A 16,010-nucleotide genomic window follows, 5' to 3' on the forward strand; every position below is an offset into this window, starting at 1 on the left:
ATCCGCCATGACCAAACGCCGCACTAAGATCGTTGCCACGCTGGGACCGGCCAGCACCAGCCCCGAAAAAATCGAACAATTGATATTGGCCGGCATGGATGTGGCCCGCCTGAATTTTTCCCATGGTCAGCCGGAAGACCACCGGCAAAGGGCGGAACTGGTTCGTTCCCTGGCCGAAAAGCATGGCCGCTACGTGGCCGTCATGGGAGACCTGCAAGGTCCCAAGATACGGATCGCGCGCTTCAAGAACACCAAGGTCACCCTGCAGGTCGGCCAGGCCTTTACCTTGTCGAATCTGCATCCCAACGAGGAAGGCGACGAAACCATTGTCGGCATCGACTACCCCAGCCTGGTGCAGGACTGCCATCCCGGCGACGAACTCCTTCTGGATGACGGCCGCGTCGTCCTGGTGGTGGAGAATGTCGATGAGCATTCGGTGCACACGGTGGTTACCGTGGGCGGCCCGCTGTCCAACAACAAGGGCATCAACCGGCGCGGCGGCGGCATCTCGGCGCCCAGCCTGACCGACAAGGACAAAGAAGACATCAAGCTGGCGGCCGAGCTGGACATGGATTATGTGGCCGTATCCTTCCCGCGCTATGGCAGCGACATTCAGGAGGCGCGCAAGCTGATACAGGCTGCGGGCAGCAAGGCCTGGATCATCGCCAAGATAGAGCGCGCCGAGGCCGTGGCCGACGACCGCGCCCTGGATGCCATCATCAAGGTCAGCGACGGCGTCATGGTGGCGCGCGGCGATCTGGGCGTGGAAGTCGGCGACGCCCGCCTGGTGGGCATACAGAAGCGCATCATCCAGCATGCGCGCACACACAACAAGCTGGTGATCACCGCCACGCAGATGATGGAATCCATGATCTCCAGCCCCATGCCGACGCGGGCCGAGGTGTCCGACGTGGCCAATGCGGTGCTGGACTATACCGACGCGGTCATGCTGTCCGCCGAAAGCGCGTCCGGCCAGTTCCCCGTCGAAGCCGTGGCCGCCATGGCCCGAGTCTGCCTGGGCGCCGAAAAGGAGCCCACGTCCACACGCTCCCAGCACCGGCTGGGCGAGACCTTTTCGCGCTGCGATGAAACCATTGCGCTGGCCACCATGTACGCGGCCAACCACTTCCCGGGCGTCAAGGCCATCATCAGCCTGACCGAGAGCGGCCACACGCCGCTGATCATGTCCCGCATACGCTCGGGCGTGCCCATCTATTGCTATACCCGCCATCCCGCAACCCAGCGCCGCGCCGCCATGTTCCGCGGCGTATACACCGTGCCTTTCGACGCCGCCAAGATCGACCCGGCCGAAGTCAGCGACAAGGCGATCGAACTGCTGAAGGAACAGTCGCTGCTCAAGAAAGGCGACTGGATCATCCTCACTAAGGGCGATTTCTACAGCAACAGCGGCGGCACCAACGGCATGAAGATACTGAAGGTATCGTAGTGCCCTGGTCTCCTCCCCTGCCCTTCGTCTACCTGGCTTCGGCCAGTCCGCGCCGGCACGAAATACTGCTGCAAATGGGCGTCAGGCACGAGGTGCTGAACGTGCCCGCCCCGCCCGGCGAAGACGAGCCGCGCCTGGCCGGCGAATCGCCCGATCTGTACGTGCGCCGCACGGCGCGTGAAAAAGCCCTGCGCGCGCTGGCCTGGGTCACGGCGCAAAGAGAATCCGGCCGGGGCCTTCAGCTCGATGGAAATGCCCCCATTCTTTCGGCGGACACCACGGTCATCCTGGATGGCGACATCCTGGGCAAGCCCGAGAACCACGACGATGCGCGAAGCATGCTGGAACGCCTGTCGGGCCGCGTCCACGCCGTCCATACCGCGGTGGCCCTGGCGTCCAGGGACGTATTGCTGGAAGACGTCTCCATCACGGAAGTGCGTTTCAAGACACTGACCCAGTCCGAAATCGACCGCTATTGCGCGACCGGCGAACCCATGGGCAAGGCCGGCGCATATGGCATACAGGGCAAGGCGGGGCTGTTCGTCCAGCATATCGCCGGCAGCTATACCGGCGTCATGGGCCTGCCCATATTTGAAACGGGCCGATTGCTGCAAGCGCTCGCATCGGCGCTTGCGCCGGGTGCCCGGAAACCCTCCACGCCGTCCGCCTAACCCGCTGGCCGGTCGCGCACGCGGGAAGCGGAAGGAGCGGCGCGAAACGCCACCCCTTCCTGGTTCAGCCGCCCGCGTTTTGGCGGGCCCGGCACAGCGTGCCTGTCATTCGACCGCCCCCGCATCCGCTTTTTTCGCAGGGCCGCCGTTGCCGCCGTCATGGCCGGCCATCAGCCTCCGCAGGCCGCGCCAGGCCAGCGGAACCAGGGGCCAGAAGAGCATGACGAGCGCCAGTGTGGTGATCGTGCCGACCAGGGAGTTGGACCAGAAGACATGCAGGCCCGTCCCCGGTCCCAGCATGGATTGCCGGAAAGCGTCCTCCATGCGGTCGCCCAGCACCAGCGCAAGTATCATGGGCGCCAGGGGATAGGACAGCTTCTTGAGCACATAGCCGATCGCGCCGAACAGCAGCATGAACCATACGTCCAGCATGGCGTTATGGACCGAGTAGGCGCCAATCGCGCAGACCACGATGATGATGGGCGCCACGATGGCGAACGGTATGCGCAATATGGCCGCGAACAGGGGCACCGTGCTGAGCACGATGATCAGGCCCACGAAGTTGCCCAGATACATGCTGGCGATCAGGCCCCAGACGAATTCCTTCTGTTCGACGAACAGCAGGGGTCCGGGCTGCAAGCCCCATATCATCAAGCCGCCCAGCAGCACCGCGGCGGTCGCCGATCCCGGTATGCCCAATGCCAGCATGGGCAGCAAGGCGGACGTGCCCGAGGCATGAGCGGCCGTCTCGGGTGCGATCACGCCTTCGAGCTCGCCTTTCCCGAACTTGTGGCCATTGCGCGAGAAGCGCTGCGCCAGGCCATAGCCCATGAAGGAGGCGGCCGTGGCGCCGCCGGGCGTCACGCCCATCCAGCAGCCGATGAGCGTGCTGCGGATCAGGGTCATCCAATACCTGGGCATCTGGGCCCAGGTCTGCAATACGACCTTCAGGTTCATCTTGCCGCTCTTGCCTTCGAACTTCAGGCCCTCCTCCATGCTGACCAGGATCTCGCCGATGCCGAACAGGCCAATGACCACCACCAGGAAATCGATGCCCCTCAAAAGCTCCGACCAGCCGAAGGTCATGCGCAGACCGCCGCTGACCGTATCCATGCCGATGGCCGCCAGGCCGAAACCCAGCATCATGGAGATGATGGTCTTGAACGGCGTTTTCTTGTCGGTGCCCACAAAGCTGCAGAAGGTAAGCAGGAAGACGGCGAAGAACTCCGGCGGACCGAAACGCAGGGCGAAGCGCGACACCATGGGCGCCAGGAAGGTAATGAGCAGCACGCCGGACAGGGCGCCGAAGAACGAGCCGGTGAAGGACGCCGTCAGCGCATTGCCCGCCTTGCCTTGCTGAGCCAGCGGATAGCCGTCGAAGGTGGTCGCCACCGACGAGGTTTCGCCTGGAATATTGAAAAGAATCGAGGTAATGGCCCCCGCGAACAGCGAGCCCCAATAGATGCACGACAGCATGATGATGGCCGACGTGGGGGGCATGGTAAAGGTCAGCGGCAGCAGGATCGCCACCCCGTTCGGGCCGCCCAGTCCGGGCAGCACGCCGATGACCACCCCCAGCACCAGGCCGATGAACATCATGCCGATGTTGTACCAGCTGAGTACCGTGGAAAAGCCATGAAATAACGCGTTTAGTTCATCCACTTGTGTTCTCCCGCCGAAGGTTTCAGTAGCCGAACAGGGCTTCCAGCGGCCCTTTCGGCAGGGGTACCATGAACTGAACCTCGAACATCCAGAACAGCAGTACGTTGACGCCGACGCTGACCAGCACGGTCTTCAGCCAGCCGATCCTGCCCAGCAGGCGCATGAAGCCGCCGATGAACAGCACCGAGGCGACATAGATGCCCAGGAACTGTATCAGCAGCACATACACGCCGGTGGGCAGCAACACCAGCAATACCAGCCGGAACCGGTCCCAACTGACGAAGACCTCGCGGTTCCGGCTTTTGCCGAACAAGGACTTGAGCAGCACGGCCACACCGGCAATGCACAGGATGAGTCCGATGTGATACGGGAAATAGCCGGACTCGGGGCCGTCCACGGCCCAGGAAACGCCGATGCGGTAGTTGTCGACCATCATCACGACGCCGATGATGAACACGGCCACCGCGGTGATTGCGTCGACATTGCTGTGCGACAGCCCGCCTCCCGGCGGACTGCCTTGCGATTGATCCTTATCCATGCATGGTTCTCCGGTTTATTTCTTGGCAGCCAGACCGGCTTCCTGCATGAGCGTCTTGTGGTTGGCCTCGTCCTTCTCCAGGAACTTGACGAAATCGGCTCCGGTTCGGTAATCGCCCTTGAGCGCCTGCTTGGCCAGGTAGTCCTTCCATTCCTGGGTTTCGCTGACTTTCTTCATCAGGTCGGCGTAGTACTTGGCCTGTTCCTCGGTCGTGTTGGGCGGCAGGAAGAAGGCGCGCAGCATCTGGTAATGCACGTCGTAGCCGGCTTCCTTGCAGGTGGGGATATCGGACCAGGACTGATCCTTGGTGATCTTGTCCTTGTAGACCATGCGCTGTTCAGAGAACACGCAAAGCGCGTTCACCTGCCCCGCGCGCCACTGGGCGATATTTTCACTGGGATTGTTGACGTTGGAGTCGGTGTGCTTGCCCACCAATTGCGTGGCCGCTTCGCCGCCGCTCTTGTAGGGAACGTAGGTGAATTTCACTCCGGCCGCCTTTTCCAGCGCCACCGTGATGATCTGGTCTTCGCGCTTGGCGCCGGTGCCGCCCATCTTGAAGGTTCCCGGCGGCGCCGCCTTGACCGCTTTCAGATAATCGGCCGCCGTCTTGTAGGGCGCTTCGGCATTGGCCCACAGCAGGAATTCGTCTTGCGCGATCATGGCGACCGGATTCAGGTCGCGCCAGTTGAACGGCAGGCTGACGGCGATGGGCAAGGTGTAGATGGCCGAGAAGGCCACCATCAGCTTGTGCGGGTCGCCCGCCGAAGCCTTGGTGTCCATGATGCCTTCGGCCCCGCTTGCGCCGCCCTTGTTCAGAACCAGGGTGGACTGCTTCATCAGCTTGTGCTTGAGGATGATGCTCTGGATGGTGCGCGCCATCTGGTCGGACGCGCCGCCGGCCCCTGCCGGAACGATGATTTCCACCGAACGGGTGGGCTCCCACCCGGCCGCCTGGGCCGGCATGGCGCCGAACACGGCCAGGACGGCCAGCGGCGCCATCAGATGGGACTTCTTTAACAGCCTGCGAGCGTATTGCTTCATTTGTATCTCCTCCGGTTGGGTGCTACGAAAACGTCCGGTTCCGGACGCCTGTTGTGTGAGCCTTCCTGTCGATACTGCCGGCCCTGTTGTTATCCCCCTTCTGTCCAGCGAGGCCCCGGGCCGCTCCTAGCGGAGCGGGGCCGCCGCCGAATTCCTTCGTGGCCTTATGCCGCTTTGGCCTCCTTGGCGGCAATCGGCGCGCTGGTCTGCGCCAGATGATCCATGGCGGCCTGAACGCCGCCCTTGCTGTGCGGAACCCCGGCCCGCTCCAGGCCCATCTCGACACCAGCCAAGGTGCCGCAAAGCGTCAGGTCGTTGAAATCGCCCAGATGGCCGATACGGAACACCTTGTCGGACAGCTTGCTCAGGCCCTGGCCCAGCGACATATTGAAATGCGTCAGCACGATCTTGCGGAAAGCGTCGGCGCTATGCCCTTCCGGCATCAGGACGGCGGTCAGCGCCGGGCTGTATTCTTCGGGCTTCTTGCAAAGCACCTCCAGGCCCCAGGCACGAACGGCGGCGCGGGTCGCTTCGCCATGGCGCTTGTGGCGCGCGAAGACGTTGTCCAGGCCTTCGGCGAACAGCATCTCGAGGGCTTCATGCAGGCCATACAGCAGGTTGGTGGCCGGCGTATACGGGAAATAGCCCTTGGGATTGATGGCGATCATTTCCTTCCAGTCCCAATACGAACGCCGCAGTTGCGCCGTATCGGCCGCGGCGAGCGCCTTGTCGCTGACGGCGTTGAAGGAAAGCCCGGGAGGCAGCATCAGGCCTTTTTGCGAGCCGGCCACGGTTACGTCGACCCCCCATTCATCATGGCGGTAGTCGATCGAGCCCAGGGAAGAAATCGTATCCACCATCAGCAGCGCGGGATGCCCGCTGCGGTCGATGGCTTTGCGCACCGCCGCGATATCGCTGGTCACCCCCGTGGCCGTTTCATTGTGGACGACGCAAACGGCCTTGATGCGATGCTGCGCGTCGGCCGCCAGGCGCGACTGTATCTGCGCCGCATCGGCCCCGTGGCGCCAGTCGCCCTCGAGGAATTCGACTTCCAGGCCCAGCTTGACCGCCATCTTCTTCCACAGCGTGGCGAAATGCCCCGTCTCGGCCATCAGCACCAGGTCGCCCGGCGACAGCGTATTGACCAGCGCCGCCTCCCAGGCCCCCGTTCCCGAAGAGGGATAGATCACCACATGCCCCTGTGTCTGGAAGACCTTCTTCATTCCCGCCAGCACCGCCTTGCCCAGCATGCCGAACTCGGGCCCGCGGTGATCGATGGTGACGTTGTCGATGGCGCGCAGCACACGATCGGGCACATTGGTCGGTCCGGGAATCTGTAGGAAATGGCGACCCGAGGGATGGGAATGCAAGGGGATCATAAAAGTGCTCCTGACTTTTTTGGTATACAAAATACAATCATTCAGGAATAATACGCAGCAAACAGGCTCTTGTGCAAGCGATATCGATGCGGCGGCACAGCAATACTTTGACTTTCATAGAGGTTAAAATGAATTGCCGGAACGCATGCGTAGGCAGTCGCCCGCTTGGCCGCTCAAGAGTCCTAATACCTATTTTTGTATACAAAATGAAAATTGAACACGCCAGCGATATCAGCGGCCGGAACGGCGCGCCGGCCCTGTCCGGGCTTCCTTCGGAAGCCGTCGACCGGCGCACGCTGCCCACCGCGGTCGCGGACCGTCTGCGCGACATGATCATCGAAGGCGAGCTGCCCGCGGGGACCCGCCTGAACGAGCGCGCGCTGTGCGACCGGCTCCATGTGTCGCGCACGCCTCTGCGCGAGGCCTTCCGCCTGCTGTCGGCCGACGGCCTGGTGGAGATCAAGCCCAATCGCGGCGCCCAGGTCGTGGCCCTGTCCGAGAAAGACATCCGCGAAAGCTTCGAGGTCATGGGCGCGCTGGAAGCCCTGTCGGGCGAACTGGCCTGCCAAAGGATAAGCGACCTGGAAATCGCCGAGATCCGGGCGCTGACCTTCGAAATGCAGGCTTGCCATGCCCGGCAGGACCTCTCCTCTTACTACCACGTCAATCGCGCCATCCACGAGCGCATCAACGCCGCCGGCCACAACAATCTGCTGTCCCAGGTCTACACCAACATCAATCTGCGCCTGCAAAACCTTCGCTTCCGCTCCAACCTGAACCACGACAAGTGGGACAAGGCCATGCGGGAACATCTGGACATGGTCGACGCCCTGGCGTCGCGCGACGGCCCCCGCCTGGCCGGCATCATGCGCACGCACATGCGGCGCAAAGGCGAAGCCGTGCTCGAAACCCTGAAGCTGTCTTCTTCCAAACCCTCCGGCCAGGCTTGATGCCTGCGGCCGCGCCCGATACAGGAACGCCATGAACGCGCCCTTGCCCCAGCCCAGCCATGCCGACCTGGACCCCATACACCTGGAACTGGCGGCGCGGCTGCGCAAGCAGACCCGGGGCGAAGTCCTGTTCGATCGCGGATCGCGCGGACGCTATTCCACCGATGCCTCCATCTATCAGGTCGAACCGGTGGGCGTGCTGGTCCCCAGGGCGGCCAGCGACGTCTCGGCGGCGCTGAACATCTGCCGTGAAATGTCCGTGCCCGTCCTGGCGCGCGGAGGCGGCACATCCCAATGCGGCCAGACGGTGGGCGCGGCCCTGGTCATCGACAACAGCAAGTACCTGAACCGCGTGCTGGATCTCGACCTGGACGCCATGACGGTCACGGTGGAGCCGGGCATCGTGCTCGATCACCTGAATGCGTGGCTGAAACCGCATGGAGTCTGGTTTCCCGTCGACGTCAGCACGGCCGCACAATGCACGCTGGGCGGCATGGCCGGCAACAACTCCTGCGGCTCGCGCTCCATCGCCTACGGGAACATGGTGCACAACGTCGTCAGCATCGACGCGCTGCTGCTGGACGGAACCGAGGCCCGATTCGGCGACGCAAGCCAGATGGCGGACGCACCGTCCCGCCTGCGCGACATTGCAGCCCGCCTGCGCCAGATTGCCGAGCGTGAACGGGACGAGATCGAACGCGCCGTGCCGCGTGTGATGCGCCGTGTTGGCGGCTACAACCTGGACGTATTCCATCCGCAGAGCTCCAGGCCATACGGCCCGGATGGCCTGGTGAACCTGGCGCACATGCTGGTGGGCAGCGAAGGAACCCTGGCCTATACCCGGCAGATCACCCTGAAACTGGCGCCGCTGCCCGCCGCGAAGGCCCTGGGCGTGGTCAATTTCCCGACCTTCTACCAGGCCATGGACCTGACCCGCCACATCGTGAAGCTGGGCCCCTGTGCGGTGGAGCTGGTCGATCGCACCATGATAGACCTGGCACGAGGCAACCCGGCTTTCCGGCCTGTCATCGACAAGGCGCTCATCGGCGAACCCGAAGCCATCCTCCTGGTGGAGTTCGCCGGCGAATCGAAAGACGAGCAACTGGCCCTGCTGGCGCAACTGGTGGACCTGATGGGCGAACTGGGCCTGCCGGGCTCCGTCGTCGAAATGCCCGACGCGGCGGCGCAGAAGGCCTTGTGGGAGGTGCGCAAGGCAGGCCTGAACATCATGATGAGCATGCGCGGCGACGGCAAGCCCGTGTCCTTCATCGAAGATTGCGCCGTTCCGCTGGAACACCTTGCCGAATACACCAGCAAGCTGACCGATGTATTCAGCAGGCACGGGACGCGCGGGACGTGGTACGCCCACGCGTCGGTCGGCACGCTGCATGTGCGCCCCATCCTGGACATGCGCCGGGACGGCGCCGAAAAAATGCGCGCCATTGCCGAAGAGGCGGGCGCCCTGGTGCACCAATACAAGGGCGCATTCTCCGGCGAGCACGGCGACGGCCTGGTGCGCAGCGAATGGGTGGCCTGGCAGTTCGGACCTCGGCTGACGCGCGCCTTCGAAGAGATAAAAGACCTCTTCGATCCCGACCGGCTCATGAACCCGGGCAAGATCGTGCGCAGCAGCAAAATGGACGACGCCTCGCTGTTCCGCTTCAAGCCCGGCTATCGCGCCGAGCCCCTGGAGACGGCGCTGGACTGGTCGGCCTGGAACGTGCAGAACGACCCCGCCACCGACACGGTCGGCGCGCCAGGCACGGGCGGCGACCCGGCCCGAGGCTTTGCCAAGGCGGTCGAGATGTGCAACAACAACGGGCACTGCCGCAAGTTCGACGCCGGCACCATGTGCCCCAGCTATCGGGTCACGCGCGACGAACAGCATCTGACGCGGGGCCGCGCCAATACGCTGCGTCTGGCGCTGTCGGGCCAACTGGGCCCCGATGCCCTCACGTCCGATGAAATGCGGGCCACCATGGATCTATGCGTCAGTTGCAAGGGCTGCAAGCGCGACTGCCCTACCGGCGTCGACATGGCGCGCATGAAAATAGAATTCCTGAACCAGTGGCGGCAAAAGCGCGGCCTGGCCTTGAAAGACCGGCTTATCGCCACGCTGCCGCGCTGGGCGCCCTGGGCCGCCCGCCTGCCTTTCCTGTTCAATCTGCGCGACACCCTGCCTGGCGCCGCCTGGCTGTCGGAACGCATGCTGGGGTTCTCCGCCAAACGGTCCTTGCCGAAATGGCGCGGCGACATCTTCACGCGCCTGGGCGGGCCGGCCGACGCCGACACGGCGGACGTCGTCCTGTTTGCCGACACCTTCAACAATTATTTCGAATCCGAGAATCCACGCGCCGCCCTGCGGGTCCTGCAGGCGGCGGGCTACAAGGTCCATATCGCCCAGCCAGCGGCCGGCGATGGCCAGCCCAAACGGCCCTTGTGCTGCGGCCGTACCTACCTGGCGGCGGGCATGGTCGACGAGGCCAGGGCCGAGGCCCGGCGGGTGGTGGACGCCCTGCGCCCATTCATTGCGCGCGGCATACCCATCGTTGGCCTGGAGCCTTCCTGTCTGCTGTCGTTGCGCGATGAGTTCCTGGTCATGGGCCTGGGCGAGGATGCCCAGGCGCTGTCCCGCCACGCCTATCTGTTCGAGGAATTCCTGGCGCGCGAACTGGACGCCGGCCGCCTGAAGCTCAAGCTGGCCCCCCTGCCCGAAAAGCGCGCCCTGCTGCATGGCCACTGCCACCAGAAGGCCTTCGACGCCGTCAAGCCGGTTCAGCGCATACTTGCCTTGATACCGGAACTCAAGGTGGAACTGATCGAATCAAGCTGCTGCGGCATGGCCGGCAGCTTCGGCTACGAAGCCTCGCACTATGAGACCTCCATGAAGATGGCCGAACTTTCATTGCTGCCCGCCGTGCGCCAGGCGGGGGCCGATACGCTGCTGGTGGCGGACGGCACCAGTTGCCGGCACCAGATTGCCGACGGCACGCAATCCGAAGGCGGCCTGCGCGCCGAGCACGTGGCCTGTGTGCTGCAAAGGGCACTGGCGCCGCAGGCCTGATGAAGCGGCGCCAGGAGTGCGCCGCGCTAGGCCAGCCCTTGCAGGGTCTCGGTCCAGAATTTCAGGCGCAGGTCCAGGGTGGACAGCAAAATATGCTCATGCAGTGTATGGGCGCCATCGCCATCCGCGCCCAGCCCGTCCAGGGTGGGCAGGCCCAGCGCGGCCGTGAAATTGGCGTCGCTGGCGCCGCCCGTCATGGGGGCCTCGTCCAGGGAGAAGCCCGCGCGGGCGGCAAACACCTGGCAGCGGCGCAACAGTTCGGCGGTCGCTTCCGTGCGCGGCATGGGAGGCCGGTTCAACTGGAAATCCACATCCAGCTGCACATCGGGCACGCGCGCCGCCAGGCCTTGCACTTTGGCGCGCAACTCGTCCGCCGCTTGCGGATCGGGCAGACGAAAGTCCGCGCTCAATTGGCTGTGCTCAGGCACCACATTGACGGTGGTGCCGCCCTGAATGCGGCCGACGCTGACGGTAATTCCCCGCTCGTAATCCGTCATGGCCTGCAGGGCCAGGACCTGATGCGCAATCTCTTCAATGGCGTTGCGGCCCCTGTCGTGCTGCATGCCGGCATGCGCCGGCCGGCCTCGCGCCTTGACGGTGATGAAACCCGTACCCTTGCGCGCGGTCACGCAGCGCCCTCCGTCCGCGCGCGCCGGTTCGCACACCAATGCGTAACGTGAACGCCGCGCGAACTCCTCGATCCGCTCACGTGAACGATGGCTACCCGTCTCTTCGTCCGGCAGTATCACCAGATCCACCGGCAAGGCGCTGCCGCCCAGGCGCTGAACCTGCGCCAGTCCTGTCAGCGCCAGGCAGATACCCGCCTTCATGTCATAGATGCCCGGTCCGTAAAGCTTGTCGCCCTCCATGCGAAAGGGATTCTTCTCGAGGATGCCGACCGGATGCACGGTATCGTAATGGCCCAGCACCAGAATGCCTGGCCGTTCATCGCCAGCGCTCCGGTTATGAATATGCACCAGCGGCGCGCCGTCTGTGGACAGCGGCTGCGTCAGCGCGGCCAGGCCCAGGCGCTCGGCGTCCTGGACGATGAGCTTCGCCATGCCGTCCAAGGCCTCGTCGCTGTGCGACGGCGATTCGAAACGCACCCAGCGCTCTATCATGGGCAGCAGTTGCCGGCTGAGATCCTGTGCGATGTCGGAATTATCTTGCGTCATGTTTTCGGGTCGGTTCATGGCCTGTGTCTTTATCGTCGATGAATTGGCTGGACCCCAGTCAAGGCTGGAGGTTGAGGTGGCAGGCAGCCTGGTGCCCCGGCGCGATTTCGCGCAGCTCGGGCGCCTGCCGGCGGCAGATATCCATGGCGTGCGGGCAGCGCGGATGAAAGGTGCAGCCCGGGGGCGGGGCCAGCGGCGAAGGGATCTCGCCCTTGATGGGAACGAAGCTTCGCCGGCGGCGCTGCACGTCGGGCATCTCGCCCAGCAGCGCTTGCGTATAGGGATGAACGGCATGGCCGTAGATGTCGCGGGTCGGCGCGATCTCGACGATGCGGCCCAGATACATGATGGCCACCCTGTCCGAGATATGGCGCACCACGCCCAGATCGTGGCTGATGAACAGATAGGTAAACCCGTGCCGGTCGCGCAGGTCCATGAACAGGTTGATCACCTGCGCCTGTATCGATACGTCCAGCGCCGCCACGGGTTCGTCGCACACCAGGAAGGCCGGCTGCACCATGAGGGCGCGCGCGATGCCGATGCGCTGGCGCTGCCCGCCGGAAATCTGATGCGGCAGCCTGTCGCTGTACTCCGGATCCAGGCCGACTTCCAGCAAGGCCTGGGCGACACGGCCCGCGATCTGCTCGCGTGGAGCCAGCTTGTGCACATGCAGCGCCTCGGCCAGAATCTGCTTCAGTTTCTGCTTGGGATTGAGCGAGGCCTGGGGATCCTGGAAGATCATCTGCACGCCCAGCGTGTAGTCGCGCTTGCGCGCGCCGCGCAAGCCGGCGGTGTCCTCGCCGTTGAACATTATTCCGCCCCGGCTGGGCTTGATCAGCCCCGCCACCATGCGGCCCAGCGTAGACTTGCCGCAGCCTGATTCGCCTACCAGGCCCAGCACCTCGCCCCGCCTGATCTCCAGGTCCACCCCATTGACGGCGTGCACGGTGGGAGGCTCCATGTTACGGCCCGCAAGGCTCAACAGGCGCTGGGCCAGGTCGGGCTTGCTGCTGAACTGCTTGTACAGGCCTCGCAGCGCAATGACCGGGGACTCGGTGGCATCGCCGGCAGGCTGCGCCGGGACGCGTTGAGATGTGATCATGCCGCTCATGCCGCAAGCTCCAGTATCGGAAAATGACAGCGGTACTGCCGTTCACCCCGCCGCTCGATATCAGGCGCCTGATGCGCACAGACCTCGGCGCTCCTGGAACAGCGCGGGCGGAACGGACAGCCGGTTTCACGCCCTGTCAGGGTCGGCGCCATGCCGTCGATCTGGGCCAGCCTGCTGCCTGGCGCGGCCTGGCCGGGCATGGAGTCCAGCAGGCCGCGCGTATACGGATGCACGGGATGGGACAGCACCTGCTCGACCGTGCCGTACTCCACGATGCGTCCCGCATACATGACCGCCACCTTGTCGGCGAGCTCGGCCACCACGCCCAGATCGTGCGTGATCCAGATCAGGGCCGTATTCTGCTCGGCGCACAGCTTCTGCATCTCGAAGAGGATTTGCGCCTGTATGGTCACGTCCAGGGCCGTGGTCGGCTCATCCGCAATGATCAGATCCGGTCTGTTCAGCATGGCGATGGCAATGGCCACGCGCTGCCGCATGCCGCCGGAGAATTCGTGCGGGTAGTTGTCCAGGCGACTCTCGGGCGAAGGTATGCCCACTTGCGTCAGCGCCTGCACGCAGCGCTCGCGTATCTGCGTCTTGCCTGCCGCCGGATCATGGGTGTAGATGGCCTCGGCCATCTGTTCGCCGACCTTCAGCACGGGGTTCAGTGTCATCAGCGGATCCTGGAAGATCATGGCGATGCGGTTGCCGCGCAGGGTGCGCAATTGCGCCTCGTCCAGCCCGCGCAGCTCCATGCCGTCAAAGCGTACCGAACCCGCCACCACCTCGCCGGGCGGATCGATCAGGCCCACCAGCGAAAACCCGGTCACCGACTTGCCGGATCCCGACTCGCCCACCAGGCCCAGTATCTCGCCGCGGCCGACCGTCAGGTCGACGCCGTCGACCGCCAGCCATGCTCCGGCTTCGGTGTGGAAGGCGGTTTGCAGGCCCCGCACCTCCAGTAATGCTTGTGTAGAGTCCATTATCGTCGTGGGTCCAGACTGTCTCGCAGGCGGTCGCCGGCGATATTGATGGAAAGAATGAGCAAGAGCAGCGCGACGCCCGGGAAAATACTGATCCAGTAATCGCCCGAGAGCAGATACTCGAAGCCGCTGGCGATCAGCAGGCCCAGCGAGGGCTCGGTCACGGGAACCCCCACGCCCAGGAAGGACAGTGTCGCTTCCAGCGTGATGGCCGTGGCGATCTGTATGGTGGCGAACACCATGATGGGGCCGATGCAGTTGGGCATGAGGTGCAGCAGCATGATGCGCCACGCCGGGAAGCCCAGGTTCTGCGCGGCCTCGATGTATTCCTTGCGGCGCTCCTGCAAGGCGCGGCCGCGCATGATGCGCGCGTAGTGCGCCCATTGGACCACCACCAGCGCCACGATGACTTTGTCGATGCCGCGCCCCAGCACCGCCAGCAGCACCAGCGCCACCAATATGGTCGGAAAGCCAAGGATGAAGTCCACCGCACGCATCACCAGCGTGTCGACCCAGCCGCCCCGATAGGCCGCCGCCAGGCCCAGTGTCACGCCGATAGCCACGGAAATCAGCACCGCGCCCAGTCCGACGAAGAGGCTGATGCGCAGGCCGTAGAGAATGGCGCTGAGCATATCGCGTCCCTGCGCGTCCGTGCCCATCCAGTAGGTCATGGTCTCGTCGAAGTTGGTGGCGCCCGGCGGCAGGCGCCCGTCCATGATGTCCAGGGCCATCAGGTCGTAGGGATTCTGCGGCGCGAAGAACGGCAGTATCACGACGGCCAGGATCAGCAGCCCCAGGGCCAGCAGCGACTTCCTGGCCGATGGGCGGGAACGCAGCTTGCGCAGGATCTTCGCGCGGGCCGGCGTTTCAAGCAGGGGCGCCACATGGGAAGGAGCCGGGCCTGAAGGCGACGCGGCAGCCGCGGGAAGCGCCGGCGGCGCAGCGGCGGACGGCTCACCCGGCATCACCGCCCTTTTGGAAGAAAGAAAGGAAAAAAACATATCAGGCCCGCGCCTCCACGAGCTGCACGCGCGGATCCAGCACGGCATACAGAAGATCGACCACCAGATTGATGATCACGAACAACAGGGTCACCAGCATCACGTAGGCGACGATGACCGGGCGATCGAGCTTGTACACGCTGTCGATCAGCAACTTGCCCATGCCCGGCCACGAGAACACGGTTTCGGTAATGGTGGAATAGGCGATCAGGGTGCCGAACTCCATGCCGATCACGGTGACGACGGGAATCAGGATGTTGCGCAGGATGTGGCGGCGCACGATGCGGCCCGGCTTCACGCCCTTGGCGCGTGCGAAGCGCACGTAGTCCTGGCTTTGCGCCTCGCTGACGCCGGTGGCCGTCATGCGCAGGACCAGTGCGATGTTGGCGATGGCCAGATTGACCGCCGGCAGCGCGATGTGCCGCCAGCCCTCGGCGCTGAAGATGCTGAGCGGAACGCCCAGGAACTCCACGGTGGGCCCGCGGCCCGATGCCGGCAGCCAGCCCAGCCACACGGCGAAAAACAGGATGAAGACCATCCCCTGCCAGAAATTGGGCACGGAAAAACCGAAGATGGAGCCGGCCATGATGCCCTGACCCAGCCAGCGGTCCCTGTACAGCCCGGCGATGAGGCCCAGGGAAATGCCGATGACACAGGTCAACGTGATGGCCACGATGACCAGTTCCAGCGTGGCGGGAAAGCGTTGCAATATCAATTCCACGGCCGGCATGCCATGCACGAAGGAATTGCCCAGGTCGCCGTGCAGGGCACGCCACAGGAAGACGCCGTACTGCTGCCATAAGGGCAGGTCCAGGCCCAGCCGGGCGATCAGCGCATCACGCTCGGCCTGGGCCACATCGGGGCTGACAAGGAGTTCGATGGGATCCCCGATCGCGTACACGGCGCAAAACACCACCACCGATACGGCCAGGACGACCAGCAGGCTTTGCAGCAACCTGCGCACAATGAACAGAGTCAAAATCTTGCT

The 16,010-nt window shown here is 64.3% G+C and carries 13 protein-coding genes; 4 read left to right on the forward strand and 9 right to left on the reverse strand.

Annotated elements, in window-relative coordinates; translation table 11 throughout:
• Positions 1-7: 7 nt before the first annotated feature.
• Complete coding sequence (gene pyk, locus OEG81_RS11545; protein WP_264129394.1) at positions 8-1,447, forward strand: pyruvate kinase; 1,440 nt, start codon at positions 8-10, stop codon at positions 1,445-1,447.
• Positions 1,447-2,118, forward strand: a complete 672-nt coding sequence (locus OEG81_RS11550) for a nucleoside triphosphate pyrophosphatase (RefSeq protein ID WP_317135348.1) — start codon at positions 1,447-1,449, stop codon at positions 2,116-2,118. Before pyk ends, OEG81_RS11550 begins: the two co-directional genes overlap by 1 nt.
• Before the next feature lie 105 nt (positions 2,119-2,223).
• Here the strand turns inward: OEG81_RS11550 and OEG81_RS11555 are convergent, their stop codons facing one another.
• The 4 genes from OEG81_RS11555 to OEG81_RS11570 form a co-directional block, all read right to left on the reverse strand.
• Complete coding sequence (locus OEG81_RS11555) at positions 2,224-3,780, reverse strand: tripartite tricarboxylate transporter permease (protein WP_264129395.1); 1,557 nt, start codon at positions 3,778-3,780, stop codon at positions 2,224-2,226.
• 22 nt (positions 3,781-3,802) lie between these two features.
• Positions 3,803-4,318: a tripartite tricarboxylate transporter TctB family protein gene (locus OEG81_RS11560; protein WP_264129396.1), complete on the reverse strand. Its 516-nt coding sequence runs from the start codon at positions 4,316-4,318 to the stop codon at positions 3,803-3,805.
• Positions 4,319-4,333: 15 nt separating this feature from the next.
• Positions 4,334-5,317 (reverse strand): Bug family tripartite tricarboxylate transporter substrate binding protein, encoded by a 984-nt coding sequence (locus OEG81_RS11565; protein WP_412034142.1) that lies wholly within the window; start codon positions 5,315-5,317, stop codon positions 4,334-4,336.
• 206 nt (positions 5,318-5,523) lie between these two features.
• Positions 5,524-6,738, reverse strand: a complete 1,215-nt coding sequence (locus OEG81_RS11570) for a pyridoxal-phosphate-dependent aminotransferase family protein (protein WP_264129398.1) — start codon at positions 6,736-6,738, stop codon at positions 5,524-5,526.
• A 206-nt stretch (positions 6,739-6,944) separates the two neighbouring features.
• Between OEG81_RS11570 and OEG81_RS11575 the strand changes: the two genes are divergently transcribed.
• Entirely contained in the window at positions 6,945-7,688 is a 744-nt protein-coding gene (locus tag OEG81_RS11575) for a GntR family transcriptional regulator (RefSeq protein WP_264129399.1), read from the forward strand.
• Positions 7,689-7,719: 31 nt separating this feature from the next.
• Positions 7,720-10,752, forward strand: coding sequence for an FAD-binding and (Fe-S)-binding domain-containing protein (locus OEG81_RS11580; protein WP_264129400.1), 3,033 nt, complete (start codon positions 7,720-7,722; stop codon positions 10,750-10,752).
• A gap of 26 nt (positions 10,753-10,778) precedes the next feature.
• Here the strand turns inward: OEG81_RS11580 and OEG81_RS11585 are convergent, their stop codons facing one another.
• From OEG81_RS11585 to OEG81_RS11605, 5 genes are read right to left on the reverse strand one after another with little or no spacing between them, the layout of a single operon-like run.
• A complete protein-coding gene (locus tag OEG81_RS11585) occupies positions 10,779-11,945 on the reverse strand; it encodes a M20 family metallopeptidase (RefSeq protein ID WP_264129401.1) in 1,167 nt (388 codons plus the stop codon).
• 40 nt (positions 11,946-11,985) lie between these two features.
• Positions 11,986-13,029: an ABC transporter ATP-binding protein gene (locus tag OEG81_RS11590; protein ID WP_264129402.1), complete on the reverse strand. Its 1,044-nt coding sequence runs from the start codon at positions 13,027-13,029 to the stop codon at positions 11,986-11,988.
• Between the two features lie 5 nt (positions 13,030-13,034).
• Entirely contained in the window at positions 13,035-14,021 is a 987-nt protein-coding gene (locus OEG81_RS11595) for an ABC transporter ATP-binding protein (protein ID WP_264129404.1), read from the reverse strand.
• Positions 14,021-14,986 (reverse strand): ABC transporter permease, encoded by a 966-nt coding sequence (locus tag OEG81_RS11600; RefSeq protein WP_412034143.1) that lies wholly within the window; start codon positions 14,984-14,986, stop codon positions 14,021-14,023. Before OEG81_RS11600 ends, OEG81_RS11595 begins: the two co-directional genes overlap by 1 nt.
• A 37-nt stretch (positions 14,987-15,023) precedes the next feature.
• Positions 15,024-16,001 (reverse strand): ABC transporter permease, encoded by a 978-nt coding sequence (locus OEG81_RS11605; protein ID WP_264129406.1) that lies wholly within the window; start codon positions 15,999-16,001, stop codon positions 15,024-15,026.
• Positions 16,002-16,010: the final 9 nt, after the last annotated feature.

Source organism: Pollutimonas sp. M17 (genome assembly GCF_025836975.1).
GTDB lineage: Bacteria > Pseudomonadota > Gammaproteobacteria > Burkholderiales > Burkholderiaceae_B.

Bases quoted from the DNA above. Each gene is read 5' to 3' on its own strand.
- pyk (WP_264129394.1), top strand. From the start codon at position 8: ATGACCAAACGCCGCACTAAGATCGTTGCCACGCTGGGACCGGCCAGC.
- OEG81_RS11560 (WP_264129396.1), bottom strand. From the start codon at position 4,318: ATGGATAAGGATCAATCGCAAGGCAGTCCGCCGGGAGGCGGGCTGTCG.
- OEG81_RS11565 (WP_412034142.1), bottom strand. From the start codon at position 5,317: ATGGCGCCGCTGGCCGTCCTGGCCGTGTTCGGCGCCATGCCGGCCCAG.
- OEG81_RS11570 (WP_264129398.1), bottom strand. From the start codon at position 6,738: ATGATCCCCTTGCATTCCCATCCCTCGGGTCGCCATTTCCTACAGATT.
- OEG81_RS11575 (WP_264129399.1), top strand. From the start codon at position 6,945: ATGAAAATTGAACACGCCAGCGATATCAGCGGCCGGAACGGCGCGCCG.
- OEG81_RS11580 (WP_264129400.1), top strand. From the start codon at position 7,720: ATGAACGCGCCCTTGCCCCAGCCCAGCCATGCCGACCTGGACCCCATA.
- OEG81_RS11585 (WP_264129401.1), bottom strand. From the start codon at position 11,945: ATGAACCGACCCGAAAACATGACGCAAGATAATTCCGACATCGCACAG.
- OEG81_RS11590 (WP_264129402.1), bottom strand. From the start codon at position 13,029: ATGATCACATCTCAACGCGTCCCGGCGCAGCCTGCCGGCGATGCCACC.
- OEG81_RS11595 (WP_264129404.1), bottom strand. From the start codon at position 14,021: ATGGACTCTACACAAGCATTACTGGAGGTGCGGGGCCTGCAAACCGCC.
- OEG81_RS11600 (WP_412034143.1), bottom strand. From the start codon at position 14,986: ATGCCGGGTGAGCCGTCCGCCGCTGCGCCGCCGGCGCTTCCCGCGGCT.